Here is a 24,838-nt window from a genome sequence, read left to right on the forward strand (position 1 = left end):
TTCGATTCGAAAGTTAACAGATTCGAATCAAAGCTTATTGAGGCAAACTCGTCAAGTCTTGCGATACTCGAGGTGGCGAGGTAGCCACCATTGGGCAGGCTCGGCATCATGGTCGCCATCGGAAACAACCATAAAAGGCCTCCAGGCATGACCAGTCAGGAACTCCTCGGGAAACTCATCGGCTTCGATACCGTCAGTCGCGAATCCAATCTCGCCCTGATCGAATTCGTGCGTGATTATCTCGCCCAACACGACGTCGATAGCGAGCTGATTCACAACGAAGACGGCAGCAAGGCCAATCTATGGGCGACGATCGGCCCGACCGATCGCGGCGGCGTGGTGCTCTCCGGCCATACCGACGTGGTGCCGGTGGACGGCCAGCCGTGGACGGTGCCGGCGTTCGAGATCACCGAGCGCGACGGCAAGCTCTACGGACGCGGGACGACCGACATGAAAGGCTATCTCGCCTGCGTGCTGGCGGCGGTGCCGAGCTTCACCGCTGCGGAGCTGAAGACGCCGATCCATCTGGCGTTCTCGTATGACGAGGAAGTGGGCTGTCTCGGCGTGCGTTCGATCATTTCGATGCTGGAAGGCAGACCTCACAAGCCGCTGGCCTGCATCATCGGCGAGCCGACCGAACTCAAGCCGGTGCTGGGCCACAAGGGCAAGCTCGGCGTGCGCTGCCGCGTGCATGGCGCGCCCTGCCACTCCGCCTATGCGCCGGAAGGCGTCAACGCCATCGAGTACGCCGCCAGGATGATTACTCGGCTCAACCAGATTGGCGAGCGGCTGGCCGACCCATCGCGTCACGACGACCGCTTCTACCCGCCTTTTTCCACCATTCAGACCGGCGTGATCGAGGGTGGCCGCGCGCTCAACATCGTGCCGTCGGAGTGCCGCTTCGACTGGGAAGTCCGCTCGCTGCCGGGCTTCGATGCCGGCGAGGTGGAGCGCGAGATGCGCGACTACGCCGAAAACGAACTGATCCCTCGCATGCGCGCGGTCGAGCCGAACACCGATATCGTGTTCGAGCCGCTGCAGGCCTACCCGGGGCTGACCACCGAGGCCTCGAGCGAGGTGGCGCGCCTGATCGCTACGCTCTCGGGTCGCGATGACTTCGGCACCGTCGCCTACGGCACCGAGGGCGGGCTGTTCCACGAAGCCGGCATTCCCACCGTGGTCTGCGGCCCCGGCTGCATGGATCAGGGCCACAAGCCGGACGAGTTCATCGCCATCGACCAGCTCGAGCGCTGCGATGCGATGATGCAGAGACTGAAGGAGCATTTGAGCGCATGAAGGGATTCACACGCCTTTCCAGGCTTCGCTGGGCACCGGCATTCGCGCTGGCCCTGCTGGCCGGCTGTAGCACGCAGGCGCCCCAGCCCGGCTTCGAGCAGCGTCCGGCGAGCGTGAAGAACGAACTGGTCTCGCTCATTCCCGCCTCCGCCGAGGATCGCGACGGCTGGGCGACAGACATTACCGCCGCGTTCTCGGCCCAGAATCTGCCCGCAACCCGGGACAATCTCTGCTCGGTGCTGGCAGTGATCGAGCAGGAATCGACCTACACGGCGGATCCCAGCGTACCCAATCTTTCGACCATCGCCCGGGAGGAGATCGAACGTCGCGCCAGCGCCCTGCACATTCCCGGCTTTCTGGTCGAGGCGGGCCTGAATCTCGAATCGCCCACTGGCGAGACCTACAGCGAGCGTCTCGACCACATCACCACCGAGCGGGAGATGAGCGAGATCTTCGAGGATTTCATCGGCATGGCGCCGCTGGGCCGCCAGCTCTTCGGTAGCCTCAACCCGGTGCATACCGGCGGCCCGATGCAGGTCAGCGTCGATTTCGCCGAGGAGCATGCCGAGAACTATCCCTACCCGGTCGACGGCTCGATCCGCCACGAAGTGTTCACGCGCCGCGGCGGGCTCTATTTCGGCATCGCCCACCTGCTCGGCTATCCCGCGAATTACGACGAGCCGATCTATCGTTTCGCCGACTTCAACGCCGGCTGGTATGCCAGCCGCAACGCCGCGTTCCAGGCCGCAGTGAGCCAGCTTTCCGGCATTCCGCTGGCACTCGATGGCGACCTGATCATTCCTGGCTCCCGTCAGGCCGGGCAGACAGAACTGGCGGTTCGCACGCTGAAACGCCAGCTGGAGATGGACGACGGCGAGATCCGAGACGCGCTCGAGCAGGAGAATTCCCTCGAATTCGAACAGACCGAGCTCTACGAAAAGGTCTACTCGCTGGCGCTACAGCAGGAAGGTCAGTCCATCCCCTACGCACGCCTGCCGGGCATCAAGCTCGAAAGCCCCAAGATCACCCGCAACCTGACCACGGCATGGTTTGCCAATCGGGTCGACGACCGCTGGCAGCAGTGCATGAGGCGGTGATGTCCAATATTTGAAATCTGAACGGCAAGTTTCTCCAGTCGCCGGAAAGAAACCACCCGATAGCGCCTTCCAGGCTCAACCCGAGCGATCTTCGGCGAGCCGGGTCTAGCGACATGGAGGTCGCTAGAGGCGCGCCGGGACAGGGACGTCCTTGCGCGCCGACCCGAAGCGCTGACGAAGATGCTCGGGATTTCTTGAGCCTGTGGCGCGAAAAAGGGAGCGCGAGGGGCTTGCCCCTCGCATTCACGGCGATGAGGATCGCCAGAACCCTGCCAGTGGTGAACTCGTTTGTCTCGAATGAGTTCTGAATAAAACTGGCTCAGGACTTCGGGGCCTTGCGCGGCCGCTGCCAGCCCTGCTTGACCACCTGCCGACTCCGCCCGATGGCCAACTCATCCTCTTTCACCTCGCGAGTGATCGTCGAGCCCGCGGCAATCGTGGCGCCATTACCGATGGTGACCGGGGCGACCAGCGAGCTGTTGGAGCCGACGAAGACCGCTTCCCCGATCTCGGTGCGATGCTTGTTGGCGCCATCGTAGTTGCAGGTGATCGTCCCGGCACCGATGTTGGTGTCGCGGCCGATCTCGGCGTCGCCCAGATAGCTTAAATGGCCCGCCTTGACGCCCTCGCCGAGGGTGGCGTTCTTGGTCTCGACGAAGTTGCCCACATGCGCCTTGGCGCCCAGGCGGGTGCCGGGACGCAGGCGGGCGAACGGGCCGCAGTCGCTGCCTTCGCCCATTTCGGCGCCTTCCAGATGGCTGTTGGCCTTCACCACTGCGCCGCGCCTCAGGATGCTGTCCTTGATCACGCAGTTGGGGCCGATGACCACGTCGTCTTCCAGCGTCACCTGCCCTTCCAGGATCACGTTGACGTCGATCCGGATATCCCGGCCGAGAGTGACCTCTCCCCGCAGATCGAAACGCTGGGGGTCCGCGAGAGTGACTCCTGCCGCCATCAGACGATCCGCCTGGCGACGCTGATAGGCGCGCTCCAGTGCCGCCAACTGGCGGCGATCATTGACGCCCTCGACTTCGACCGGCGAGCTCGGCCGGGTCGCCTTGATCTCGACGCCATCCGCGGCGGCCATGGCGATCACGTCGGTCAGGTAGTACTCGCCCTGGGCGTTCTCGGCGGAGAGCTGCGGCAGCCAGCGACGCAGCTGTGCGCTGGTCATCGCCATGATGCCGGTGTTGCATTCACGGATGGCGCGCTGCTTGGCATCGGCGTCCTTGTGTTCGACGATGGCGACGACCGCATCCTTGTCGTTGCGCACGATCCGGCCATAGCCGGCAGGATCGTCGAGCGTCACCGTCAACAGCGCCATGTGCTGCTCGTCGACGCCCTCGAGCAGGCTTTCGAGGGTCCTGGCCTGGATCAGCGGCACGTCACCGTAGAGCACCAGCACCTTGCCGTCGCCGAGGCCATCCAGCGCCTGGGCAATCGCATGCCCGGTGCCCTTCTGCTCGGTCTGCTCGCAGAAGGCGAGTTCGCGATCGGCAGGCATCGAACCGGTGTTCGACAGCGCGTCGCGCACCGCCTCGCCGCCGTGGCCGACCACCACATGCAGCCTGGCGCGCTCCAGCCCCGCGGCGGTATCGACGACGTGCTGAACCAGGGGGCGGCCCGCCAGCTCGTGCAGCACCTTCGGTGTCTTCGAGCGCATGCGGGTACCTTGGCCGGCGGCCAGAATCACGACGTCGAGGGTCATGGCATTAGTCCTTCGCTGATCAATGGAAACTGGGCGTCATTCTAGCGTTTAAGACGCGGCCTGACAGAGGAACCGGAGATAACCGGGCGGCCACGAAAAAGGCGACTCCGGGGAGTCGCCTTCTGGTACCGCACTAGCGTGTACTGCACGGGTACTTGCGTCGGTGCACGGCGCGTGCCGTCAGCCTCGGCCGCCCTTGCGACGCAGCTGTTGCAGCGTGCGCAGCTGAGCGGTGGCTTCGGCCAGTTCGGCGGCGGCGCGCGCGTAGTCGAGCTCGGTCTGCTTTTCGTTGAGCGAGGCCAGCGCATGCTGACGCGCCTGCTCGGCTTCCGCTTCATCGAGATCGCTGGCTCGGGTGGCGGTATCCGCCAGCACCGAGACCACGTCCGGCTGCACTTCGAGGAAGCCGCCGGTGACGTAGTAGAGCTCTTCTTCACCGCTTTCCTGAATCACGCGCACCGGACCGGGCTTGAGCTCGGTCAGCAGCGGCGCGTGACCGCGCAGGATACCCAGATCGCCGGCCACGCCGGCAGCGATGAGCTGCTCGACGTTGCCCGAGAAGATCTCCTTCTCGGCACTGACGATGTCACACTGAAATGTGGCCATAGCGATATCTCCCGGGAGTCTGCAGGCTTACTTCATGCTCTTGGCTTTCTCGACGGCTTCGTCGATGGTGCCGACCATGTAGAACGCCTGTTCCGGCATGTCGTCGTAGTCGCCGTTGAGGATGCCCTGGAAACCACGAATGGTTTCCTGCAGCGACACGTACTTGCCGGGCGCACCGGTGAAGACCTCGGCGACGAAGAACGGCTGCGACAGGAAGCGCTGGATCTTACGCGCCCGTGCCACGGCCAGCTTGTCTTCGTCGGACAGCTCGTCCATCCCCAGGATGGCGATGATGTCCTTGAGCTCCTTGTAGCGCTGAAGCACGTTCTGCACACCGCGAGCAGTGTTGTAGTGCTCTTCGCCGACGACCAGCGGATCGAGCTGGCGCGAGGTGGAGTCGAGCGGATCGACGGCCGGATAGATACCCAGCTCGGCGATGGAACGCGACAGGGTCACGGTCGAATCCAGGTGGGCGAAGGTGGTCGCCGGAGACGGGTCGGTCAAGTCGTCCGCCGGCACGTAGACGGCCTGGACGGAAGTGATCGAGCCGGTCTTGGTCGAGGTGATGCGCTCCTGCAGGGCACCCATCTCTTCCGCCAGGGTCGGCTGGTAACCCACCGCCGACGGCATACGACCCAGCAGTGCCGACACTTCGGTACCGGCCAGGGTGTAGCGGTAGATGTTGTCGACGAACAGCAGGACGTCACGACCTTCGTCACGGAAGTTCTCGGCGATGGTCAGGCCGGTCAGGGCGACGCGCAGACGGTTGCCCGGCGGCTCGTTCATCTGGCCGTAGACCAGGGCGACCTTGTCGAGAACGTTGGATTCCTGCATCTCGTGGTAGAAGTCGTTACCTTCACGAGTACGCTCGCCGACACCGGCGAACACGGAATAACCGCTGTGCTCGGTGGCGATGTTACGGATCAGTTCCATCATGTTGACGGTCTTGCCGACACCGGCGCCGCCGAACAGGCCGACCTTGCCGCCCTTGGCGAACGGGCACACCAGGTCGATGACCTTGATACCGGTTTCCAGCAGGTCGCTGGAAGCGGCCTGGTCAGCATAGCCTGGCGCCTGACGGTGGATCGGCATGCGCTCGGCATCGATCTCGCCGGCTTCGTCGATCGGCTCGCCCAGCACGTTCATGATGCGGCCCAGCGTCTGCTTGCCGACCGGCACCGAAATCGGCGCACCGGTGTTGACCACCTCGATGCCCCGCTGGAGACCTTCACTGGAGCCCATGACGATGGCGCGAACCACGCCGTCGCCGAGCTGCTGTTGCACTTCGAGAACGGCCTCTTTACCCGAGACCGTCAGCGCGTCGTAGACCTTGGGAACGTCGTCCCGCGGAAACTCTACGTCAACCACCGCGCCGATGATTTGTACGATACGTCCGCTCATAGTGGTTCCTCGTAAACCTGCAAATGAAACCTGTAGGCGTCGTGCGAAGTGAACTCATTCACACGACGCTTGGCCAAGCCGTACTCGAGATCGCCGCCCCGCAGGCGGCGAACCGTCATACCGCCGCGGCACCGCCGACGATTTCCGAAATTTCCTGGGTAATGGCCGCCTGACGCGCCTTGTTGTACACCAGTTGAAGATCGTCAATCAGATTGCCGGCGTTGTCGGTCGCGTTCTTCATCGCGATCATGCGCGCAGCCTGTTCGCAGGCCACGTTCTCGACCACGGCCTGATACACCTGGGATTCGACATAGCGAACCAGCAGGTGATCGAGCAGGGTCTTGGCATCCGGCTCATACAGGTAGTCCCAGTTCTGTGTCGCACCGGGACCGGGTTGTTCTTCCCCGTCCTCGCCCTCGTCGAACGCTGCCAGCGGCAGCAACTGACGAACCACGGGTTTCTGGCTCATGGTGTTGACGAATTCGTTGTACACCACATAGAGCCGATCCAGACTGCCCTCGTCGAAGGCATCGAGCATCACCTTGACGCTACCGACCAGATCCTGGGCTTCCGGGGCATCGCCGAGGCCTTTCTTGGCCGCCAGCAGGTTGCCGCCGCGCTTGCGGAAGAAGCCGCCGGCCTTGCTGCCGATGGCCGCAAAGTCGGCACCGACGCCCTTCTTGTCCCAGTCCCGGGCATGGTTGACCACGGCCTTGAACAGATTGACGTTCAAGCCGCCGGCCAGCCCGCGATCACTGGATACCACGATATAACCGACGCGCTTGACCTCACGGTCGACCATGTACTCGTGGCGGTATTCCGGATTGGCCTTGGCGACGTGGCCGACCACCCGGCGGATCAGTTTGGCATAGGGCTGGCTGGCCGCCATGCGCTCCTGAGCCCGACGCATCTTCGACGCAGCGACCATTTCCATGGCGCTGGTGATTTTCTGCGTGTTCTTGATGCTCCCGATCTGGGATTTGATCTCTTTTGCAGCTGCCATCGCGGATCACCTGATTCATGCCGCTCAGCCGGGCAGGCCGGCTCGCTCACATCACGCGATGGAGCGAGCCGCGCCGCTTACCAGGTCTGAGTGGACTTGAACGACTCGAGACCCGACTTGAGACCTTGCTGGATCTCGTCGTCGTATCCGCCGCTCTGGTTGATCTTGTCGAGCAGATCGGCGTGCTCGGACTTCATGTAATCGTGCAATGCACGTTCGAAGTCCAGCACCTTGTCGACCGCGACGTCGTCCAGGAAGCCCTCGTTGGCGGCGTAAAGCGTGACGCCCATCTCGGCCACGGACAACGGCGAGTACTGCTTCTGCTTCATCAGTTCGGTGACACGCTGACCGTGCTCGAGCTGCTTGCGGGTCGCCTCGTCGAGATCGGAAGCGAACTGCGAGAACGCCGCCAGCTCGCGATACTGCGCGAGAGCCAGACGAACACCGCCGCCGAGCTTCTTGATGATCTTGGTCTGGGCCGAACCACCGACACGCGATACCGACAGACCGGCGTTGATCGCCGGGCGGATACCGGAGTTGAACAGGCCGGTCTCGAGGAAGATCTGACCGTCGGTGATCGAGATCACGTTGGTCGGAACGAACGCGGAGACGTCGCCACCCTGGGTCTCGATGATCGGCAGTGCGGTCAACGAACCGGTCTTGCCTTTCACTTCACCGTTGGTGAACTTCTCGACGTAGTCGACGTTGACACGCGCGGCGCGTTCGAGCAGACGCGAGTGGAGATAGAAGACATCACCCGGATAGGCTTCACGGCCCGGCGGACGACGCAGCAGCAGCGAGATCTGGCGATAGGCGACGGCCTGCTTGGAAAGATCGTCGTAGACGATCATCGCGTCTTCGCCGCGGTCGCGGAAGTACTCGCCCATGGTGCAGCCGGCATACGGTGCCAGATACTGCATCGAGGCCGGGTCGGCAGCACCGGCGGCCACCACGATGGTGTGGCCCATGGCGCCGTGCTCTTCGAGCTTGCGCACCACGTTGGCGATGGTCGACTGCTTCTGGCCAATGGCGACGTAGATACAGGTGACGCCCTTGCCCTTCTGGTTGATGATCGCGTCGAGCGCGACCGCCGATTTACCGATCTGACGGTCGCCGATGATCAGCTCGCGCTGACCGCGGCCGATCGGCACCATGGCGTCGATCGACTTGAGACCGGTCTGGATCGGCTCGTCGACGGACTGACGCGTGATGACGCCCGGCGCGACCTTCTCGATCGCGTCGGTCATCTTGGCGTCGATGTCGCCCTTGCCATCGATCGGGTTGCCCAGCGCATCGACCACACGGCCGATCAGCTCCGGGCCTACCGGCACTTCGAGGATACGACCGGTACACTGCGCGGTCATGCCCTCTTCGAGCTCCAGGTAGTCGCCCAGGACCACGGCGCCGACACTGTCGCGCTCGAGGTTGAGCGCCATGCCGAAGACGCCACCGGGGAATTCGATCATTTCGCCCAGCATCGCATCGGCCAGGCCGTGGATGCGAACGATGCCGTCAGCGACGCTGACGACGGTGCCCTGATTGCGGGCTTCGGACGCGACATCCAGCTTTTCGATACGCTGTTTGATGATGTCGCTGATCTCGGAAGGATTCAGTTGCTGCATGCCATGTCCCTCGAACTCAGGCGGTGAGCGCTTCGCGCAGACGTTGCAATCGACCGCGTACCGAACCGTCGATGACGGTATCACCGGTACGCAGGATCACGCCGCCTAGCAGCTCGCGGTCCACCTGAGTGGTAATGGAGATTTCACGATTCAGGCGCTTCTTCAGAGCCTCGGCGAGCACGGACTGCTGCGCGTCATCCAGCGCGAAGGCGGAGACGATGGTGACATCGACCCGCTTTTCCTGCTGGGCGCGCAGCGCCTCGAACTCGGCGTGGATGTCGGGCAACGCAGCCAGACGCCCCTTTTCACCGACGAGGCGCAGGAAGTTGCCTACCCCTTCGTCGAAAGGTTCGTCACCGCAGACTTCCAGCAGCAGACGCGTCTTGTCCTCGAAGGTCAGCCGCGGGTTGCCGAGAATGCGTTCACGGACATCGGAGTCACCGGCCGCCTGGGCGACCAGTGACAGACTCTGGGACCACGCTTGGAGCGCCTTGTTATCGCGCGCGAACTCGAACGCCGCCTTGGCGTAGGGTCGAGCGACGGTAGACGATTCAGCCATGGTGCGCCTCCTTAGAGCTCGGCAGCGAGCTTGTCGACGAGCTCACGATGCTTGGCTTCGTCGATGGAGGACTCCAGGATGCGCTCTGCACCGGCGACGGCCAGCAGCGATACCTGGGCACGCAGCTCTTCCTTCGCGCGATTGATCTCCTGATCGATTTCGCTGCGAGCGCCTGCAATGATGCGCTCGCCTTCGGCCCGCGCATTGTCGCGGGCTTCTTCGACGATCTGATTGGCCCGCTTGTTGGCCTGTTCCAGGATCTGCTGCGCCTGTTCCTTGCTTTCCCGCAGAGTCTCTTCGGCCTTTTCCTGAGCCAGTTCGAGATCACGGGTCGCACGGCTGGCTGCATCCAGTCCATCGGCAATCTTCTTCTGTCGCTCCTGCAGGGCCTGCATGACCGGGGGCCATACATACTTCATGCAGAACCAGACGAAGACTGCAAAGGCAATGGCCTGACCAATCAGTGTAAGGTTCAGATTCACGCCAGCACCTCTCGCGTCACGGGTTTGGGGTTAGGGTCACCGGAGGCCTCGTGGGCCACGAACGGTGCCGTTAACCGACAAACGGATTGGCGAAGGTGAAGAACAGGGCGATACCGACACCGATCATGGTCACAGCGTCAAGCAGGCCCGCGACGATGAACATCTTGACCTGCAGCTGCGGGATCATTTCCGGCTGACGCGCGGCGCCTTCCAGGAATTTGCCACCGAGGATACCGAAGCCGATGGCGGTGCCGAGGGCACCCAGGCCGATCAACAGAGAAACGGCAATTGCGGTCATGCCCAGAACTTGTGCTTCCATGGTTCTCTCCAGTTTCAGTCGAGTCTTGCTCAGTCGAGTTTTACTAAGGGTCAGGGGTTAACGGGAACGCTACTCAATGCTGCTCTTCCGTCGCCATACTCAGGTAGACGATGGTGAGCATCATGAAGATGAAGGCCTGCAGCGTGATGATCAGGATGTGGAAGACCGCCCACGGGAAGTGCAGCGGGAGCTGCCACAGTCCGACCATGGCTATCAGGATGAAGATCAGTTCACCGGCGTAGAGGTTACCGAACAGTCGTAGCGCCAGTGAAACCGGTTTGGCCAACAAGGTAACGATTTCAAGCAAAAAGTTGACCGGAATCAACAAGATCTGGGCAAGTTTGTTGGGCGTGTTGAACGGGTGCAGTGTCAATTCCGCGATGAAACCGGACAGGCCCTTGGAACGAATGGAATAGAAAATGATCAGCGCGAAGACCGACAGCGACATGCCGAGCGTGGCATTGACGTCGGTGGTGGGCACAACCTTGAAATAGACGTGCGCCGGGTCGGCACCGAACCAGGCACCCACTTTCTGGGCCAGCATCGGCAGGAAGTCCACCGGCACCAGGTCCATGATGTTCATCAGGAAGATCCAGCAGAAGATGGTCAGCGACAGCGGCGCGATCAGCCGGCTCTTGCCGTGGAACGTCTCGCGTACGGAGCCATCGACGAATTCGACCATCATCTCGACGAAGTTCTGCAGCCCGGTCGGCACGCCGGTGGAAGCGCGCTTGGCAACCAGGCGGAACAGATACAGGAACAGTACCCCGAGCCCGATCGACCACAGCATGGTATCGACGTGAATGGCCCAGAATCCCATCGCCTTGGCATCGGCGGCGGAATGAGCCATGGACCAGCCGTTTTCCGGATGCAGACCAAACGTCATGTTCTGCAAATGGTGCTGGATGTACTCCGTACTCGTCATGTTGTTGCCAGCCATGGTTCAGCCTCGAGATTGAATGTGTGACGGTCGGCGCAGGAGCCAGGGCCCCAACCAGTGCGCCAGCAGCGTCACCACATAAGCGCCAAAGAAGAAAGCAGGGTTTGAGGGGGGCACTGTCACGAATACCAGCGTGAACAATACCGCCGTCAAACCGAACTTGCCGGCCTCGGCGTGGTAGAAACTCTTGACGATGTATCTTGCCTGCGCTGCGCCCTGATAGCGAAAGGCACGCCAGGCAAAAAAGGCGTTGGGGATGGCAGCAACGAAGCCGCCGGTCAAAGCGGAAAGCGCTGTTCCGCGATCCCAAATACCCCAGGCGACGAGACCCAGCCCCATCACCACACCGCACTGTAACAGGATCAATGCCGCGATTCGCGGTCTTGGAAGCTTGGCCGGTGCCGCTGGTTGCATGGCGTCGGTCTCGCCTTGAATCCTGGAATGGTCTTGTTTCTATGTTCGATGTCTGCGTTCGGCATCAGCCTGGCAAATCTCGGCGGATTATAGAGAAGCGGCAATGCCGCTTCAACCGAACCTGCACCGATCTGAGGCGTCTTTCCGATTAAATGTTCACGAAAAGTGCGCAATTTCCGTTAACGCGCTAAACGTTTTTTCAATCTCTGAAAGCGCTGACGATTCATCACTCTTCAGCGGATGTGGCCGAGTATGCCATCCAGTTCGTCGAGGCTGGTGTAACGAATGGTGACTCGCCCCTTCCCGGAACTGTTGTGATGAATCTTGACCGGTGCACCTAGCAGGTCGGCCAGGCGATTCTCGAGCCGCCCGACATCCGCCGGTGGCCGCTTGTCCTCGGCCTTTTTCTGGCCGCTGGCGATCTGTTTCACCAAGGCTTCGGTCTGGCGCACGGTAAGCTCCCGCGCCACGACTTCGTGCGCGGCGTGCCGCTGCTTGGCGGCCGGCAGGCTGAGCAGGGCGCGGGCGTGTCCCATGTCCAGATCGCCACGTTCGAGCAGCGTCAACACCTGCGGTTCCAGCGCCAGCAGACGCAGCAGGTTGGCGACCTGGGCACGGGAGCGCCCTACCGCATCGGCGACCTGCTGCTGGGTCAGTTCGAACTCGTCGAGCAGACGCTTGAGCGCCATCGACTCCTCGACCGGGTTGAGGTTCTCGCGCTGAATGTTCTCGATCAGCGCCAGCGCCAGCGCGACCTCGTCGCTGACTTCGCGAATGACTGCCGGAATGGTATCGAGCTCGGCCAGTTGAGAAGCCCGCCAGCGACGTTCGCCGGCGATGATCTCGTAGCGCTCTGCGCCAATTTGTCGCACCACGATCGGCTGCATGACGCCTTGTGCACGGATCGAATCCGCCAGTTCTTCCAGGGCTTCGGGCTGGATGTCACGTCGTGGCTGATACTTGCCTCGGGTCAACTGGCGCAGCGGCAACCGCTCGAGTCTTTCTTCGACAGACTGGGATTCCGGCGGCGCCTGTGCGGGTGACGGCGTATCCGAATCGGCCTGCGACAAACTGTCGCGGCGACGGGCACTGGACCCGATCAGGGCGTCGAGACCGCGACCCAGGGGGCGTTTGCGCGTCGTCATGGGGTGTTCCTCGCAGCAGTCATCGTCATTACAGCGCCAGCCGGCGAATCAGTTCCTTGGCCAGAACACGGTGCGCCTGGCTGCCACGCGAGAGCCGCGCGTATTTGGTGACCGGCACGCCGTGACTGGGCGCTTCCGCCACGCGAACGTTGCGCGGGATGGTGGTCTTGAGCAGGGAATCGCCGAAATACTGGCCGAGCTGCTTGCTGACGTCTCGCGTCAGGCTGTTGCGAGGATCGTACATGGTTCGCACGATGCCGAAGATCTCGAGCGTGGGGTTCACGCTCTCCTGGATCTGTTCGACGGTATCGAGCAGCGCCGAGAGTCCTTCGAGCGCGTAGAATTCGCACTGCACCGGAATCAGTACGCCATGGGCGGCGGTCAGGGCGTTGACCGTCAGCATGTTGAGCGACGGCGGGCAGTCGATCATCACCACGTCGTAATCTTCGGCGACGCTCCCGACGGCGGTTTGCAGCACCCGTTCGCGGCCATCGCGGTCGAGCAGATCGACCTCGGCAGCGGTCAGGTCGCCATTGCCCGGCAGTAGCGCATAACCGGCAACGGCGCAGTCGACGATCACCTCGGCGGCACTCTTGTCGCCGAGCAGCACATCGAGCACGCTGCCGTCGAGATCGTGCTTGTCGACCCCGCTGCCCATGGTGGCGTGGCCCTGGGGATCGAGATCGATCAGCAATACGCGACGATCGAGTGCCGCGAGGCAAGCCGCCAGATTGACCGCGGTCGTGGTCTTGCCGACACCGCCCTTCTGATTGGTCAATGCGATGATTCTGGTCACTGGCGACTCCCTTCGTCGAAACTGATCCTGTGGATCGCGAGCGATCCGCTAACGCTAAATCGGCATTGGCATCGACGCCGCTGTCCCCATGCCCGGCTCATGACGCGTCCATCGATCTCACGAGACGCTTATCGACGATGGCCTGCAACATCGACCCGCCCGAGACGAAGCAGTTGCCGTTCGGCGTCGTCGACACCGGGCACCGACAGGGCGAGACGCTCGTGCACCGCGACATGGGCCGGCACGGATTCGAGCTCTCGGGGTTCGAGCCCCCCTTTCATCGCCAGCCATTCTCCGCCTTCGGCCAGCAAGGGCTCGGTGAGCCCGATGAAATCGCCCAGCGAGGCGAAAGCGCGCGAGATGACCTGGTCGAACGTGGCGCCGAAGGCTTCGACCCGAACCTGCTCGCAGCGCACGTTATCGAGCCCGAGTTCCATCACCGCCTGACGCTGGAAGCGCACTTTCTTGCCGTTGCTGTCCAGCAGCGTGACTTGAAGCCCAGGATCCAGAATGGCCAGTACCAGCCCCGGGAACCCGGGGCCGGAGCCCACGTCCAGCAAGGTGGGGCCGCTCACGGCAAAGGCCACGCTGGCGCTGTCCAGCAGATGGCGGCTGACCATCGCCTCGGGCGAGCGTACTGCGGTGAGGTTATAGGCGCGATTCCACTTGTGCAACAGCGCGAGCAGCGACAGCAATCGCTCACGCTGACGGCGGTCGATCTCGATATTCAGTGCCGCCAGACCCTCGTCCAGCCGGCGTTCACAAACCGGTGTCATGCGCTCAATGCCTGGCTGTCGTCGATCAGGCGACGCTTCTTGAGATGGATCAGCAGAATCGAGACGGCGGCCGGGGTCACGCCGGAAATGCGACCGGCCTGGCCCAGCGTCTGCGGCCGCGCCTGCTCGAGTTTCTGGCGAATCTCGTTGGAGAGCCCTTCGACCCTGGCGTAATCCAGCGATTCCGGCAGCGGTGTCGCTTCGTGACGTCGCAGACGGTCGATCTCGTCCTGCTGGCGCGCGATATAACCCTCGTACTTGGCCTCGATCTGCACCTGTTCGGCGACGGGCTCTTCGCTGACGGCCTCGCCCTTGAGCGAGGCCACGTCGGCGTAGGTGAGCTCGGGCCGCTTGAGCAGATCCATCAGGCTGTACTCGCGCGCCAATGGCTGTCCGAGTTTCTCTGCCACGCGCTCGGCCGCCGGCGTTTTCGGCTGGACCCAGGTCGAACGCAGCCGGGCGCTCTCCTGCTCGATCTGGTCACGCTTGGTGGCAAACGCCGACCAGCGGTGATCGTCGACCAGGCCCAGCTCGCGACCGGTGGGGGTCAGGCGCAGGTCGGCGTTGTCTTCGCGCAGCAGCAGCCGGTATTCGGCCCGCGACGTGAACATCCGATAGGGCTCTTGCGTGCCCATGGTGATCAGGTCGTCGACCAGCACGCCGAGATAGGCCTCGTCGCGTCGCGGCCACCAGGCGGGTTCCCCCTGGGAACGGCGAGCAGCGTTGATACCCGCCAAGAGCCCCTGGGCGCCGGCCTCCTCGTAACCCGTCGTGCCATTGATCTGACCGGCGAAGAACAGGTTGTGGATAAATTTGGTTTCTAGCGAGTGCTTGAGATCACGCGGATCGAAGAAATCGTATTCGATGGCGTAGCCGGGCCGAGTGATATGCGCGTTTTCCAGTCCGGTGATCGAGCGCACGACCTGTAGCTGAACGTCGAACGGCAGGGACGTGGAAATCCCGTTCGGGTAGAGCTCGTGAGTGTCCAGACCTTCGGGTTCGATGAACACCTGATGACTGGTCTTGTCGGCGAAGCGGTGGACCTTGTCCTCGATCGACGGGCAGTAGCGCGGCCCCACGCCTTCGATCACGCCGGAATACATCGGCGAACGGTCGAGATTGGCGAAGATGATCTCGTGGGTTCGCTCGTTGGTATGGGCGATATGACAATCGACCTGGCGCGGATGCTGTTCGCGGCTGCCCAGATACGACATTACCGGCAACGGCGTGTCGCCGGGCTGTGGCTCGAGCCTGGAGAAATCGACGCTCTTGGCATCGATCCGCGGTGGTGTCCCGGTTTTCAGCCGATCGACCCGGAACGGCAGCGCACGCAGACGTTCCGCCAACGCGTTGGCCGGCGGATCGCCGGCGCGACCGCCGGCATGATGATCCAGCCCGATGTGAATCACGCCGCCTAGGAAGGTACCGGTACACAGCACCACGGTGTCCGCCATGAAGCGGATGCCGGTCTGGGTCCGGACACCGACGACGGTGTCGTTTTCCACAATCAGATCGTCGACACCCTGCTGGAACAGCGTGAGATTCGGCTGGTTCTCCAGGATGCCACGAATGGCGGCCTTGTAGCGCACGCGATCCGCCTGGGCTCGAGTGGCGCGAACCGCCGGCCCCTTGCGGGAATTGAGCACGCGAAACTGGATGCCGGCCAGGTCGGTTGCCTGTGCCATGGCACCACCCAGGGCATCGATCTCCTTGACCAGATGGCTCTTGCCGATCCCGCCGATGGCGGGATTGCAGGACATCTGGCCCAGCGTCTCGATGTTATGCGTCAGCAGCAGGGTGCGGGCACCGCCACGTGCCGCTGCCAGAGCGGCTTCGGTACCGGCATGGCCACCGCCGATCACGATGACCTGAAAACGGTCGGGATACTCCACGGTTTACCTCACGAGGTGCTGAAAACGAGTAGCTCGAACAGGCACCCGACAGTGAATGAATCTCGAAAAGCCGCCCAGTATAAACCTCCTGTGGGTAACCGTCAGGGGTTTTCCACACCCGATTGTCTTCAGCCCACCAGCCAGCAGAGTCATTACTAAATAAAGAAAAATATATAAAGAAGTTCTGTTGTGGTAGTAACTAATGGTGTGGATGCTTTCAGTGGATAAGTCGAATTACTCTATGGATGATAACCACTTGCATTGTTATTCGATTGTTTGAAAAGCACTGGGGAGGCTGCTGACAACGGCGTTGGTTCCTGTGGACAGAAGATCGCTTTGTACACATCGCCAGCCGCACACGGGTTGTCCACCGCCGCATACGCCAACTGTTACCGCGATGGTCAACAAACCGCGGATTCCTCGCCAGCGCCGGACGAATCAGGGTTACAGCCAGATAGGCGAAAAAACTATCCACAGGCGGAAAAACGCGCCTGGGATAACCATGAATGACGAAATCGGCCTTGGCCGACCCGATCTTTCGACCCTGAGGCGAACCGATGGCTCGGCGTTTATCGTTCGAGCCAGGAGACGAAGCGGTAAAACGCGGCGAAGAGGACAGGCGGAATGGCGATGGAAATGAAGAAGCGCAGTGCAGGAAGGGCTGAGCGTGCTGGAGGCGGGTAGAGCGTACCTCGAGGAAGGCGGACACCGGAAATGCCTCCGGTGCCCGCGGTTTTCGGAACGCTCGGCCCGCGTTCGGGCTAGTGCTTGAGCACCCGTGAAAGGAACGCTTGCGTGCGTTCGTGGCGGGGATGATCGAAGAGCTGCTCCGGCGGGCCCTGCTCGACGATCTGGCCGCCGTGGACGAAGACCACACGATCGGCGACCTCGCGAGCGAAGCCCATCTCGTGAGTGACGATCATCATGGTCATGCCGTCGTTGGCCAGTTCGCGCATGGCGTCGAGCACCTCGCCGATCATCTCCGGATCCAGCGCGGAGGTGGGCTCGTCGAACAGCATCAGCCGCGGCTCCATGGCCAGCGCTCGGGCGAGCGCCACGCGTTGCTGCTGCCCGCCGGAGAGCTGGGTCGGATACTTGTCGGCCTGATCGGCAATGCCGACCCGTTCGAGCAGCTTGTCGGCGATGGCGTTGGCCTGGTCGCGCGTGACGCCGCGGACCTTGCGCGGTGCCAGCGTGACGTTGTCGCGGATCGACAGATGCGGGAACAGGTTGAACTGCTGGAACACCATGCCGACTTCGGTGCGCACCGCCTGCAGGGACTTGCCGCTGGCGCCGTTGGGCATCAGGGTCTTGCCGTCGACTTCGATACGCCCGGACTGAAACGGTTCGAGCCCGTTGACGCAGCGGATCAGGGTCGATTTTCCCGAGCCGCTGGCGCCGATGATCACCACGACTTCGCCGTGGGCCACGCTGAGATCGATCTCCTGCATCACGTGCAGGTTGCCGAAGTGCTTGTCGACCTTGTCGAGCCGGACGATCGGCGACGCATCCGCCGTCCGGTCGGTGTCTTGACTGGTTACGCTATCGTTCATCCCACCAACCCCTTGCGTTCGAGCAGACTCAGAGCCAACGACAGACTCAGGGTGATCGCCAGGTAGAGCAGGGCGATCATGAAGTAGACCTCCAGCGCGGTGAAGGTATTGGCGATATAGACCTGTCCCTGGCGAACCAGCTCACCGACGCCGATGACCGAGAACAGCGAGGTGTCCTTGATGCTGACGATGCCCTGATTGCCCAGTGCCGGAATCATGCGGCGCAGTGCCTGAGGCCAGATCACGTAGCGAAAGGTCTGGGGTGGCGACAGCCCCAGCGACAGCCCGGCTTCACGCTGCCCCCGTTCGATCGATTGAACGCCGCCGCGCACGATTTCCGAGATGTAGGCACCGGCGTTGAGGGCGATGGCGGCGATACCCGCCGTCAGCGCATTGATGGGGCCTCCAAGCAGGGTGGGCAGGCCATAGAAGATGAACAGCACCTGGACCAGCACCGGCGTACCGCGGAACACTTCGACATAGACCACGGCGGGCCAGCGGAGCCAGCGCGTGGGGCCGATTCGCATCAATCCGAAAATAATGCCGATGAGGAAGCCGATCGCCAGACCGGCAAAGGAAATGAGCAGGGTGTAGGGCAGACCCTTGAGTAGAAAGGGCAGGGATTCGATCGCCGCCTGCCAGTCGAACTGGAAGTTGAACTCCACGGGGTATCTCCGTTTGGCAACGAGATGAAAGACCTCACCGCCCTGCGATGAGGCCTTCCAGAATGGCTTTTGCAGTCACGGTAACCACAAAAAACGGGGCCAGCGCTTGTGGCGCCGGCCCCGGGGTCAGGTTCGATCGATCATTTGGCGTCCGGTGCTGCGCCGAACCACTTTTCGTGAATCTTGTCGTAGGTACCGTCTTCGTGCATGGCCTTCAGTGCCTCATTGGCAGGTTCGACCCACTGGCTGCCCTTGGCGAAGGCGATGCCGTACTGCTGACCTTCATAGAGCGGGCCGGCGGTCTTGACCTTGCCTTGCCCCTTGGTTTTGGCGAAATAGCCGACGTTGGGCGCATCGTAGAAGACGGCATCGGCGCTGCCGCCCATCAGGGCCATGTACATGTCGGAGCTGCCCGGATAGGGCGTGATCTCGGCATCGTCGCCAAGGTTTTCCTGCAGATAGTCGTAGCTGGTGGAGCCGATCTTGGTGGCAATGCGCTTGCCTTCCAGATCGTCCAGCGAGTCGATGTCGCTACCGTCGGATACCAGGATTCGCAGCCCGGAATCGTAGTACGGGTCGCTGAAATCGACGATCTCCTGGCGTTCATCGGTAATGGTGATGCCAGCGATCGCCAGATCGACGTTGCCGGTCTGCACGGCGGGAATGATGCCGTTGAAGTCCATGGTATTGAGATCGACCTTGAAGCCGGCGCGGTCAGCGATCTCGTGCAGGATATCCATATCGAAGCCAACCATCTCGCCGCTGTCCTGATCCATCATTTCGAACGGCACGAAGCTGGGATCGGTGACGGCCTTGAGAGTGGTGTCCTGTGCCGAGGCCAGACTGGAGGCACCCAGGGCGAGGGCGAAGGCGGGAATGGCGAGCCATTGGCTCGGAGTCATGTTGTTTTTCATAGGTTCCTCTAGTCATTGTTCGATTTGGACAATCGACCACTACCTTGAGGAAAATTGTTACTCAACGTCAAGTCGACCTAGGTGTCGTTCGACAATGGCTGCGTTCGTCCGGACGCGTGAAAATCGTGACATGAGGCTCGTGGACTCGGACCCGCGTCCGAGTCGTTTTCTCGGTTTCGCCTTGATCATGCCTTCCGATTCGAGCGGCGCTCGAACTCATCGGCTTGAACCCCCGGTTGTGCTGGCTGGCCTTTCAGACCGAGAACGAGGCGCCACACCCGCAGGTAGACTGGGCGTTGGGGTTCTTGATGATGAAGCGGGCACCGGCCAGGCCTTCCTCGAAATCCACCGTCGAGCCGACCAGGTATTGATAGGAGAGAGCGTCCACCACCAGGCTGACGCCATCGTTGTCGATCACGGTATCGTCCTCGGCGGTCTGGTCGCCGAGATCGAAGCCGTATTGAAACCCCGAGCAGCCGCCGCCGGTCACGTAGACCCGCAGTTTCAGGGCTGGATTGTTCTCTTCGGCGATCAGCGCCTTGACCCGCTTGGCAGCGGCATCGGTGAAGAACATCGGGGTTGGAGCGAAAGACTCCACTGTGCTCATCGTCACGCTCCCGTGCGTGCCGGTCATGGGCCGAGACCGGCTTATCGAAAATGACGTGGGCGAAATTCGCCCGATTGATGTCCATTATCGTTAATACCAAGTAAAAGGGTCAACTAATGGGCGCTGCCGCATTCGAGCGCCGTCGGCGTCCTCCACTGTCCGATGTGGATAGGTGTATGATGTCATTCCCGTTAACCGCTCGCACGGCGTGGCTGTCGGCCTGGACAGGTATCGCGCACGGAAGACGAGCGATCCGGATCGGGCAAGGAGAGGGGTTTGTCACGCGTGCCGCGGTTCGTCCCACGCCTCAATCTCGAACGTTTTCGGCGCCAGCTGGCGAGCGTCGATGCCATGCCGCAACTCTGCTTGCTGGGGACGCTCGCCGGTATCCTGACCGGCACCGTCATGGTCGTGTTCCGTCTGTTGCTGGAATTCGGCGCGCTGTTCTTCATTCCCGGCGACAATCCGGAAGCCTTCGAAACCTTGCCGCCGGCATTTCGCGCGGGCCTGCCGCTGATCGCCGTCGCTCTGATCGGCATCTGGTTGTGGCCGCAGCCCAATCGCGCGCTGAAGATGGGGATCGGGCACGTCATCGAGCGTCTCGCCTACCATCAGGGCAAGATGCCGCTGCGCAACTGGATCAATCAGTGGTGGGTCGGCGTCATCTCGGTCATCGGCGGGCTGTCGGCCGGCCGCGAAGGCCCGGCGATCCATCTCGGTTCCGCGGCCTCGAGCTGGATCGGCTCGCGTCTGCGTCTGCCCCACAACAGTCTTCGTGTACTGGTGGCGTGCGGTACGGCGGCGGGGATTTCCGCCTCGTTCAACACGCCGATCGCCGGCGTCATCTTCGCCATGGAAGTGGTGATGATGGAATACACCATTGCCGGTTTCATGCCGGTGATCCTCGCTGCCACCATGGGCGCGCTGGTCTCCTGGACGGTCTACGGGGCCGAACCCGCGTTCAGTGTGCCGCCATTGCAGCTCAATTCGCTGCTGGACCTGCCCTGGATCGTGTTGACGGCGCTGGTCGTGGGCGTGTTGGCTGGCGGCTTCGTGCGGCTGGCGCAGGGGCATGCGTCGATTGCCCGAATCCCGTTTGCTCTGCGTCTGGCCATCGTCGGTTCGCTGACCGGGGCCGTGGCGTGGTGGTATCCGCAGGTGCAGGGGATCGGCTACGACAGCCTGGAACAGATGCTCAACGGGCCAATGGCCCTGGACGTGCTGCTGGTGCTGGCGGTGATCAAGCTGGCATTGACGGGCATCTGCCTGGCCGGCGGTGTGCCGGTAGGCGTGATCGGGCCGATGCTGGTGTCCGGCGCTGCCGTGGGCGCGGTAATGGGAATGGTCGGCGGTACCCTGCTGCCGAGCGTGGTCACGACGCCGAATCTCTATGCCGTCCTCGGCATGGCGGCGATGATGGCGGCGGCGCTGCAGGCCCCTCTGGCCGCCTTGCTGGCGCTGCTGGAACTGACCCGCAATTCGGCGATCATGTTGCCCGGCATGCTGGCGGTGGTGGTGGCGGTGCTCACGGCACGCCAGCTCTGCCGCTGCCAGGGATTCTTTTTATCCAGCCTCAACCAGCAGGGGCTTCATCCGCTGCAGCAGCCGTTGATGCAGGCGCTGTCGCGGGTCGCCGTGCCGGCCGTGATGGAGCGTAACCTGGTGCGCACGCCTCGGGTCATCGACCACGACCGGGCCAAGGCGCTGCTCGATTCCAAGCCGACCTGGCTGGTGATCATGCAGGAGGACAGGGACAAGCCGCCCCTGGCGATGAAGGCCGCCCATCTGGCGCGGGTACTGCACGACGAGGCGTGGCTCGCGGAGCATGAGCAGATCGATCTCGAAGAAGTGCCCGGTCAACGGCTCGACCTGGCGCCGGTGCATCTGGAAGCGACGCTGTCCGAAGCCTACGACACGCTCAACGAATCCGGTCTCGACGCGCTCTACGTCGAACACACCACGGCGCCGATGATCCGCAAGATTTCCGGTATCATCACTCGCGAGGCGATCGAGAACTATTATCGACGTAAGCGCTGACGTAGCGGGATGGCCGTCTAGGCGCTGCCGGGCGCTGGCACTCAGGACACACCGAAGCGATCGATGAGGAGAACCCCATGCGAGAAACGACAGGTTGCCTCGCCACACGATCCCGAGCGGTGACGAACGTCCCGAGGAGGGCATCATGATTCGCTACGACGACAAACCCGTGGTGATGATTCTGGCGGGCCACGACCCCAGCGGCGGCGCAGGACTGGTCGCGGATGCCGAGGCGGTGAGAGGTTGCGGCGGCTGGCCGGTGACCGTGCCCACGGCGATGACCGTCCAGTCGACCCGCGACGTGATCAGCGTCGAGCCCTGCAGCGGCGATTTCGTCCGCCGTGCAGCGCGCGCCCTGTTCGACGATTTCCGCATCGCGGCCATCAAGGTGGGGCTGATTCCCAATCTCGAGGTGCTGGAGGCGGTGATCGATGTCGCCCGGATGAGCCCCGGCACGCCGCTGATCGTCGATCCCGTCTTGCGCAGCGGTGGCGGTTCCGAGTTATCCACACCCGGTTTGCTCGAACCGATTCGTCACCGGCTGCTACCCCTTGTGGATATCTTGACGCCCAACCGGCGCGAGCTGACGCTGCTCTCCGCCAGCGCCGATGCCGACGAAGTGGCGCGGGTGGTGGAGGTGATGTCGCTGGGCTGCGCCGCAGTCCTGGTCACCGGCACCGATCCGCTGGACGGGGAAGCGACGGCGGGCAACGTGGTGCATACCCTGCACACCCCGGAGCTCAATCGTCAGTGGCAGTGGCCGCGGCTGCCGGCCGACTATCACGGGTCGGGATGCACGCTGGCCTCGGCACTGGCGACCCGACTGGCCGCCGGCGAGGGTCTGGCCGCGGCCTGTGCCCAGGCTCAGCGGTTCACCTGGGATACCCTGGACAACGGTCTGGCGCTGGGCCAGGGCCAGTATCTGCCGGACCGGGTCTGGCGCGCACCCGACTTCGATGCCACGCTGGAATGATGATGCCGACACGCTCGAATCCATCGGCCCTGAACGGGCTCTACGCGATCACCGACAGCCATCTGCTGCCGGATGATCGAACCCTGCTAGCTGGCTGCGAAGCGGCGCTGGAAGCCGGTATCGTGCTGCTGCAGTATCGCGACAAGTCTGTCGACACGAATCGGCGCCAGCGGCAGGGCGACGCGCTGGCGGCACTCTGCGAACGCCATGCGGTGCCGTTGATCGTCAACGACGATCTCGAGTTGGCGTTGCGACTGCAGCAGCGCTGGGGAGACGTCATCGGCCTGCACGTCGGCCAGGAGGATGTCTCGCTGGCGGCTGCCAGACAGCGGCTGGGCGGCCGCGCCATCATCGGTGCGACTTGCCACGATTCGCCGACGCTGGCGAGCAAGGCGGCCGATGCCGGCGCCAGCTATCTGGCATTCGGACGCTTCTTTGCCTCCCGGACCAAGCCGGAAGCGGCGCCAGCGCCGCTGTCGATACTCGACGAAGTCGCGCCACTGGGGTTGCCGCGAGTGGCGATCGGCGGTATCGATGCGGGTACCGCAAGTCGGGCTCGTGCGGCGGGCGCCGAGATGCTGGCGGTGGTCCATGCTATTTTCGGTGCGCCGGATATTGCCCGCGCGGTGCAGGAGCTCAATGCCATTCTCGCCGAGGCGCCCCTGTCGAATTCCGCCATCGATGGAAAGCCTGTCATCGATCGATGTCAGTAGAACTTTGCTAGAGAGAACACCATGACGACATCCGCCGAACTGTTCGAACGCGCCTGCCGGCATATCCCCGGCGGCGTCAATTCCCCGGTACGTGCCTTCAAGGGCATGGCGCAGCCACCGGTCTTCGTCGAGCGCGCCCAGGGCGCCTATCTATTCGACGTCGAGGGCAAGCGTTACATCGACTACGTGGGCTCCTGGGGGCCGATGATCACCGGTCACGCCGACCCGGAGGTGTTGAACGCCGTTCGCGAACGCCTGGACAACGGCCTCTCCTTCGGGACGCCGACGGCGATCGAGACCACCATGGCCGATCTGATCTGCGAGATCATCCCCTCCATCGACATGGTGCGAATGGTCAACTCCGGCACCGAGGCGACGATGTCGGCGATTCGCCTGGCGCGGGGCTACACCGGGCGCGACAAGATCGTCAAGTTCGAGGGCAACTATCACGGCCATTCGGATTCGCTGCTGGTGAAGGCGGGGTCCGGTGCGCTGACCCACGGCGAGCCCAGCTCCCCGGGGGTGCCGGCATCGCTGGCGGAGCATACGATCACGCTGGCCTACAACGATATCGAAGCCGTGCACGAGTGCTTCGAAGCCATCGGCGAGCAGATCGCCGGGATCATCGTCGAGCCGGTGGCCGGTAACATGAACTGCATCCCGCCGCAGCCCGGCTTCCTGGAGGCGCTGCGCGAGGTGTGCGACAACCACGGCAGCGTGCTGATCTTCGATGAGGTCATGACCGGGTTCCGCGTGGCGCTGGGCGGCGCTCAGGCCCATTACGGCATCACGCCGGATCTGACCTGTCTGGGCAAGATCGTCGGCGGCGGCATGCCGGTCGGTGCCTTCGGCGGCAAGCGCGACATCATGGAGCAGATCTCCCCGCTGGGGCCGGTGTATCAGGCCGGCACGCTGTCGGGCAACCCGCTGGCGATGGCGGCTGGTATCACCCTGCTCGGCAAGATACGTCAGCCCGGTTTCCACGAGGCGCTTTCCACCCGCGTGGAAACCTTGTGTGAAGGTCTCGAGGCGCGTGCCCGCGATGCCGGTATCGATCTGATCACGCAGCGCGCCGGGGGTATGTTCGGGCTATTCTTCACGGCGCAGCAGCGGGTCGACAACTTCGGCCAGACCATGGCTTGCGACGCGCAGGCATTTCGCGATTTCTTTTCGCACATGCTGGAATCCGGCGTCTATCTGGCTCCTTCCGCGTTCGAAGCCGGATTCATGTCGAGCGCGCACACCCACGACGATATTCAGACGACCTTATTGGCCAGCGAGCGGGCGTTCGCCGCCATGCGTCAGCCATGAGACACGAAC

General features: G+C 62.9%; 24 protein-coding genes. 6 read left to right on the top strand and 18 right to left on the bottom strand.

From position 1 onward, the window contains the following. Window positions 1–147: 147 nt before the first annotated feature. Together argE and DOM32_RS16105 are read left to right on the top strand one after the other, a co-directional pair. Window positions 148–1,296: an acetylornithine deacetylase gene (argE, locus tag DOM32_RS16100; protein ID WP_110636395.1), complete on the top strand. Its 1,149-nt coding sequence runs from the start codon at window positions 148–150 to the stop codon at window positions 1,294–1,296. Beyond that, entirely contained in the window at window positions 1,293–2,393 is a 1,101-nt protein-coding gene (locus DOM32_RS16105; RefSeq protein WP_110636398.1) for a DUF1615 domain-containing protein, read from the top strand. The genes argE and DOM32_RS16105 overlap by 4 nt, the downstream gene beginning before the upstream one ends. A 319-nt stretch (window positions 2,394–2,712) precedes the next feature. Here the strand turns inward: DOM32_RS16105 and glmU are convergent, their stop codons facing one another. From glmU to erpA, 18 genes are all read right to left on the bottom strand, one after another. Further along, complete coding sequence (glmU, locus tag DOM32_RS16110; RefSeq protein WP_110636401.1) at window positions 2,713–4,101, bottom strand: bifunctional UDP-N-acetylglucosamine diphosphorylase/glucosamine-1-phosphate N-acetyltransferase GlmU; 1,389 nt, start codon at window positions 4,099–4,101, stop codon at window positions 2,713–2,715. A gap of 180 nt (window positions 4,102–4,281) precedes the next feature. Further along, window positions 4,282–4,707, bottom strand: coding sequence for a F0F1 ATP synthase subunit epsilon (locus tag DOM32_RS16115; RefSeq protein ID WP_071232479.1), 426 nt, complete (start codon window positions 4,705–4,707; stop codon window positions 4,282–4,284). Window positions 4,708–4,734: 27 nt separating this feature from the next. After that, window positions 4,735–6,108: a F0F1 ATP synthase subunit beta gene (atpD, locus tag DOM32_RS16120; protein WP_110636404.1), complete on the bottom strand. Its 1,374-nt coding sequence runs from the start codon at window positions 6,106–6,108 to the stop codon at window positions 4,735–4,737. Between the two features lie 115 nt (window positions 6,109–6,223). Then, entirely contained in the window at window positions 6,224–7,111 is an 888-nt protein-coding gene (gene atpG, locus DOM32_RS16125) for a F0F1 ATP synthase subunit gamma (RefSeq protein ID WP_110636407.1), read from the bottom strand. 77 nt (window positions 7,112–7,188) lie between these two features. Further along, the gene (gene atpA / locus DOM32_RS16130; protein WP_110636410.1) at window positions 7,189–8,733 is read right to left on the bottom strand and encodes a F0F1 ATP synthase subunit alpha; all 1,545 of its coding nucleotides are present in this window, start codon (window positions 8,731–8,733) and stop codon (window positions 7,189–7,191) included. A gap of 16 nt (window positions 8,734–8,749) precedes the next feature. Next, on the bottom strand, window positions 8,750–9,292 hold the full coding sequence (locus DOM32_RS16135; RefSeq protein ID WP_071232475.1) for a F0F1 ATP synthase subunit delta: 543 nt from the start codon (window positions 9,290–9,292) through the stop codon (window positions 8,750–8,752). 11 nt (window positions 9,293–9,303) lie between these two features. Continuing rightward, window positions 9,304–9,774 carry a F0F1 ATP synthase subunit B gene (locus DOM32_RS16140; protein WP_110636413.1) on the bottom strand — a complete coding sequence of 157 codons (471 nt, stop codon included), beginning with the start codon at window positions 9,772–9,774 and terminating at the stop codon, window positions 9,304–9,306. 70 nt (window positions 9,775–9,844) lie between these two features. Then, on the bottom strand, window positions 9,845–10,093 hold the full coding sequence (gene atpE, locus DOM32_RS16145; RefSeq protein ID WP_011508579.1) for a F0F1 ATP synthase subunit C: 249 nt from the start codon (window positions 10,091–10,093) through the stop codon (window positions 9,845–9,847). 73 nt (window positions 10,094–10,166) lie between these two features. Beyond that, window positions 10,167–11,033: a F0F1 ATP synthase subunit A gene (gene atpB, locus DOM32_RS16150; protein WP_071232473.1), complete on the bottom strand. Its 867-nt coding sequence runs from the start codon at window positions 11,031–11,033 to the stop codon at window positions 10,167–10,169. A gap of 3 nt (window positions 11,034–11,036) precedes the next feature. Next, window positions 11,037–11,399, bottom strand: coding sequence for a F0F1 ATP synthase subunit I (locus DOM32_RS16155; RefSeq protein WP_244179951.1), 363 nt, complete (start codon window positions 11,397–11,399; stop codon window positions 11,037–11,039). A gap of 281 nt (window positions 11,400–11,680) precedes the next feature. Next, on the bottom strand, window positions 11,681–12,592 hold the full coding sequence (locus DOM32_RS16160) for a ParB/RepB/Spo0J family partition protein (RefSeq protein WP_110636416.1): 912 nt from the start codon (window positions 12,590–12,592) through the stop codon (window positions 11,681–11,683). Between the two features lie 28 nt (window positions 12,593–12,620). Beyond that, on the bottom strand, window positions 12,621–13,388 hold the full coding sequence (locus DOM32_RS16165; protein WP_071232470.1) for a ParA family protein: 768 nt from the start codon (window positions 13,386–13,388) through the stop codon (window positions 12,621–12,623). 128 nt (window positions 13,389–13,516) lie between these two features. Further along, window positions 13,517–14,164 (bottom strand): 16S rRNA (guanine(527)-N(7))-methyltransferase RsmG, encoded by a 648-nt coding sequence (gene rsmG / locus DOM32_RS16170; RefSeq protein ID WP_110636419.1) that lies wholly within the window; start codon window positions 14,162–14,164, stop codon window positions 13,517–13,519. Beyond that, window positions 14,161–16,056: a tRNA uridine-5-carboxymethylaminomethyl(34) synthesis enzyme MnmG gene (gene mnmG / locus DOM32_RS16175; RefSeq protein WP_110636423.1), complete on the bottom strand. Its 1,896-nt coding sequence runs from the start codon at window positions 16,054–16,056 to the stop codon at window positions 14,161–14,163. Before mnmG ends, rsmG begins: the two co-directional genes overlap by 4 nt. A gap of 761 nt (window positions 16,057–16,817) precedes the next feature. Next, entirely contained in the window at window positions 16,818–17,609 is a 792-nt protein-coding gene (locus tag DOM32_RS16180) for an amino acid ABC transporter ATP-binding protein (protein ID WP_110636426.1), read from the bottom strand. After that, complete coding sequence (locus DOM32_RS16185) at window positions 17,606–18,274, bottom strand: amino acid ABC transporter permease (protein WP_110636429.1); 669 nt, start codon at window positions 18,272–18,274, stop codon at window positions 17,606–17,608. Before DOM32_RS16185 ends, DOM32_RS16180 begins: the two co-directional genes overlap by 4 nt. A gap of 140 nt (window positions 18,275–18,414) precedes the next feature. Beyond that, complete coding sequence (locus DOM32_RS16190) at window positions 18,415–19,176, bottom strand: transporter substrate-binding domain-containing protein (protein ID WP_244179952.1); 762 nt, start codon at window positions 19,174–19,176, stop codon at window positions 18,415–18,417. A gap of 265 nt (window positions 19,177–19,441) precedes the next feature. Then, window positions 19,442–19,795: an iron-sulfur cluster insertion protein ErpA gene (erpA, locus tag DOM32_RS16195; protein WP_087720425.1), complete on the bottom strand. Its 354-nt coding sequence runs from the start codon at window positions 19,793–19,795 to the stop codon at window positions 19,442–19,444. A gap of 285 nt (window positions 19,796–20,080) precedes the next feature. Here erpA and DOM32_RS16200 point away from each other — a divergent pair, with 285 nt between their 5' ends. From DOM32_RS16200 to hemL, 4 genes are all read left to right on the top strand, one after another. After that, window positions 20,081–21,832: a chloride channel protein gene (locus DOM32_RS16200; RefSeq protein WP_244179953.1), complete on the top strand. Its 1,752-nt coding sequence runs from the start codon at window positions 20,081–20,083 to the stop codon at window positions 21,830–21,832. 145 nt (window positions 21,833–21,977) lie between these two features. Next, complete coding sequence (gene thiD / locus DOM32_RS16205; protein ID WP_110636435.1) at window positions 21,978–22,805, top strand: bifunctional hydroxymethylpyrimidine kinase/phosphomethylpyrimidine kinase; 828 nt, start codon at window positions 21,978–21,980, stop codon at window positions 22,803–22,805. A gap of 2 nt (window positions 22,806–22,807) precedes the next feature. Further along, a complete protein-coding gene (gene thiE, locus DOM32_RS16210) occupies window positions 22,808–23,518 on the top strand; it encodes a thiamine phosphate synthase (RefSeq protein WP_110636438.1) in 711 nt (236 codons plus the stop codon). Window positions 23,519–23,539: 21 nt separating this feature from the next. After that, the gene (gene hemL / locus DOM32_RS16215) at window positions 23,540–24,829 is read left to right on the top strand and encodes a glutamate-1-semialdehyde 2,1-aminomutase (protein ID WP_110636441.1); all 1,290 of its coding nucleotides are present in this window, start codon (window positions 23,540–23,542) and stop codon (window positions 24,827–24,829) included. Window positions 24,830–24,838: the final 9 nt, after the last annotated feature.

Origin of the sequence: Salinicola salarius, from assembly GCF_003206135.1 — a bacterium.
GTDB lineage: Bacteria > Pseudomonadota > Gammaproteobacteria > Pseudomonadales > Halomonadaceae > Salinicola > Salinicola salarius.

Coding starts and splice junctions, on each gene's coding strand:
- argE (WP_110636395.1), top strand. CDS start 148: ATGACCAGTCAGGAACTCCTCGGGAAACTCATCGGCTTCGATACCGTC.
- DOM32_RS16105 (WP_110636398.1), top strand. CDS start 1,293: ATGAAGGGATTCACACGCCTTTCCAGGCTTCGCTGGGCACCGGCATTC.
- glmU (WP_110636401.1), bottom strand. CDS start 4,101: ATGACCCTCGACGTCGTGATTCTGGCCGCCGGCCAAGGTACCCGCATG.
- DOM32_RS16115 (WP_071232479.1), bottom strand. CDS start 4,707: ATGGCCACATTTCAGTGTGACATCGTCAGTGCCGAGAAGGAGATCTTC.
- atpD (WP_110636404.1), bottom strand. CDS start 6,108: ATGAGCGGACGTATCGTACAAATCATCGGCGCGGTGGTTGACGTAGAG.
- atpG (WP_110636407.1), bottom strand. CDS start 7,111: ATGGCAGCTGCAAAAGAGATCAAATCCCAGATCGGGAGCATCAAGAAC.
- atpA (WP_110636410.1), bottom strand. CDS start 8,733: ATGCAGCAACTGAATCCTTCCGAGATCAGCGACATCATCAAACAGCGT.
- DOM32_RS16135 (WP_071232475.1), bottom strand. CDS start 9,292: ATGGCTGAATCGTCTACCGTCGCTCGACCCTACGCCAAGGCGGCGTTC.
- atpE (WP_011508579.1), bottom strand. CDS start 10,093: ATGGAAGCACAAGTTCTGGGCATGACCGCAATTGCCGTTTCTCTGTTG.
- atpB (WP_071232473.1), bottom strand. CDS start 11,033: ATGGCTGGCAACAACATGACGAGTACGGAGTACATCCAGCACCATTTG.
- DOM32_RS16160 (WP_110636416.1), bottom strand. CDS start 12,592: ATGACGACGCGCAAACGCCCCCTGGGTCGCGGTCTCGACGCCCTGATC.
- rsmG (WP_110636419.1), bottom strand. CDS start 14,164: ATGACACCGGTTTGTGAACGCCGGCTGGACGAGGGTCTGGCGGCACTG.
- DOM32_RS16180 (WP_110636426.1), bottom strand. CDS start 17,609: ATGAACGATAGCGTAACCAGTCAAGACACCGACCGGACGGCGGATGCG.
- DOM32_RS16190 (WP_244179952.1), bottom strand. CDS start 19,176: ATGACTCCGAGCCAATGGCTCGCCATTCCCGCCTTCGCCCTCGCCCTG.
- erpA (WP_087720425.1), bottom strand. CDS start 19,795: ATGAGCACAGTGGAGTCTTTCGCTCCAACCCCGATGTTCTTCACCGAT.
- thiD (WP_110636435.1), top strand. CDS start 21,978: ATGATTCGCTACGACGACAAACCCGTGGTGATGATTCTGGCGGGCCAC.
- thiE (WP_110636438.1), top strand. CDS start 22,808: ATGCCGACACGCTCGAATCCATCGGCCCTGAACGGGCTCTACGCGATC.
- hemL (WP_110636441.1), top strand. CDS start 23,540: ATGACGACATCCGCCGAACTGTTCGAACGCGCCTGCCGGCATATCCCC.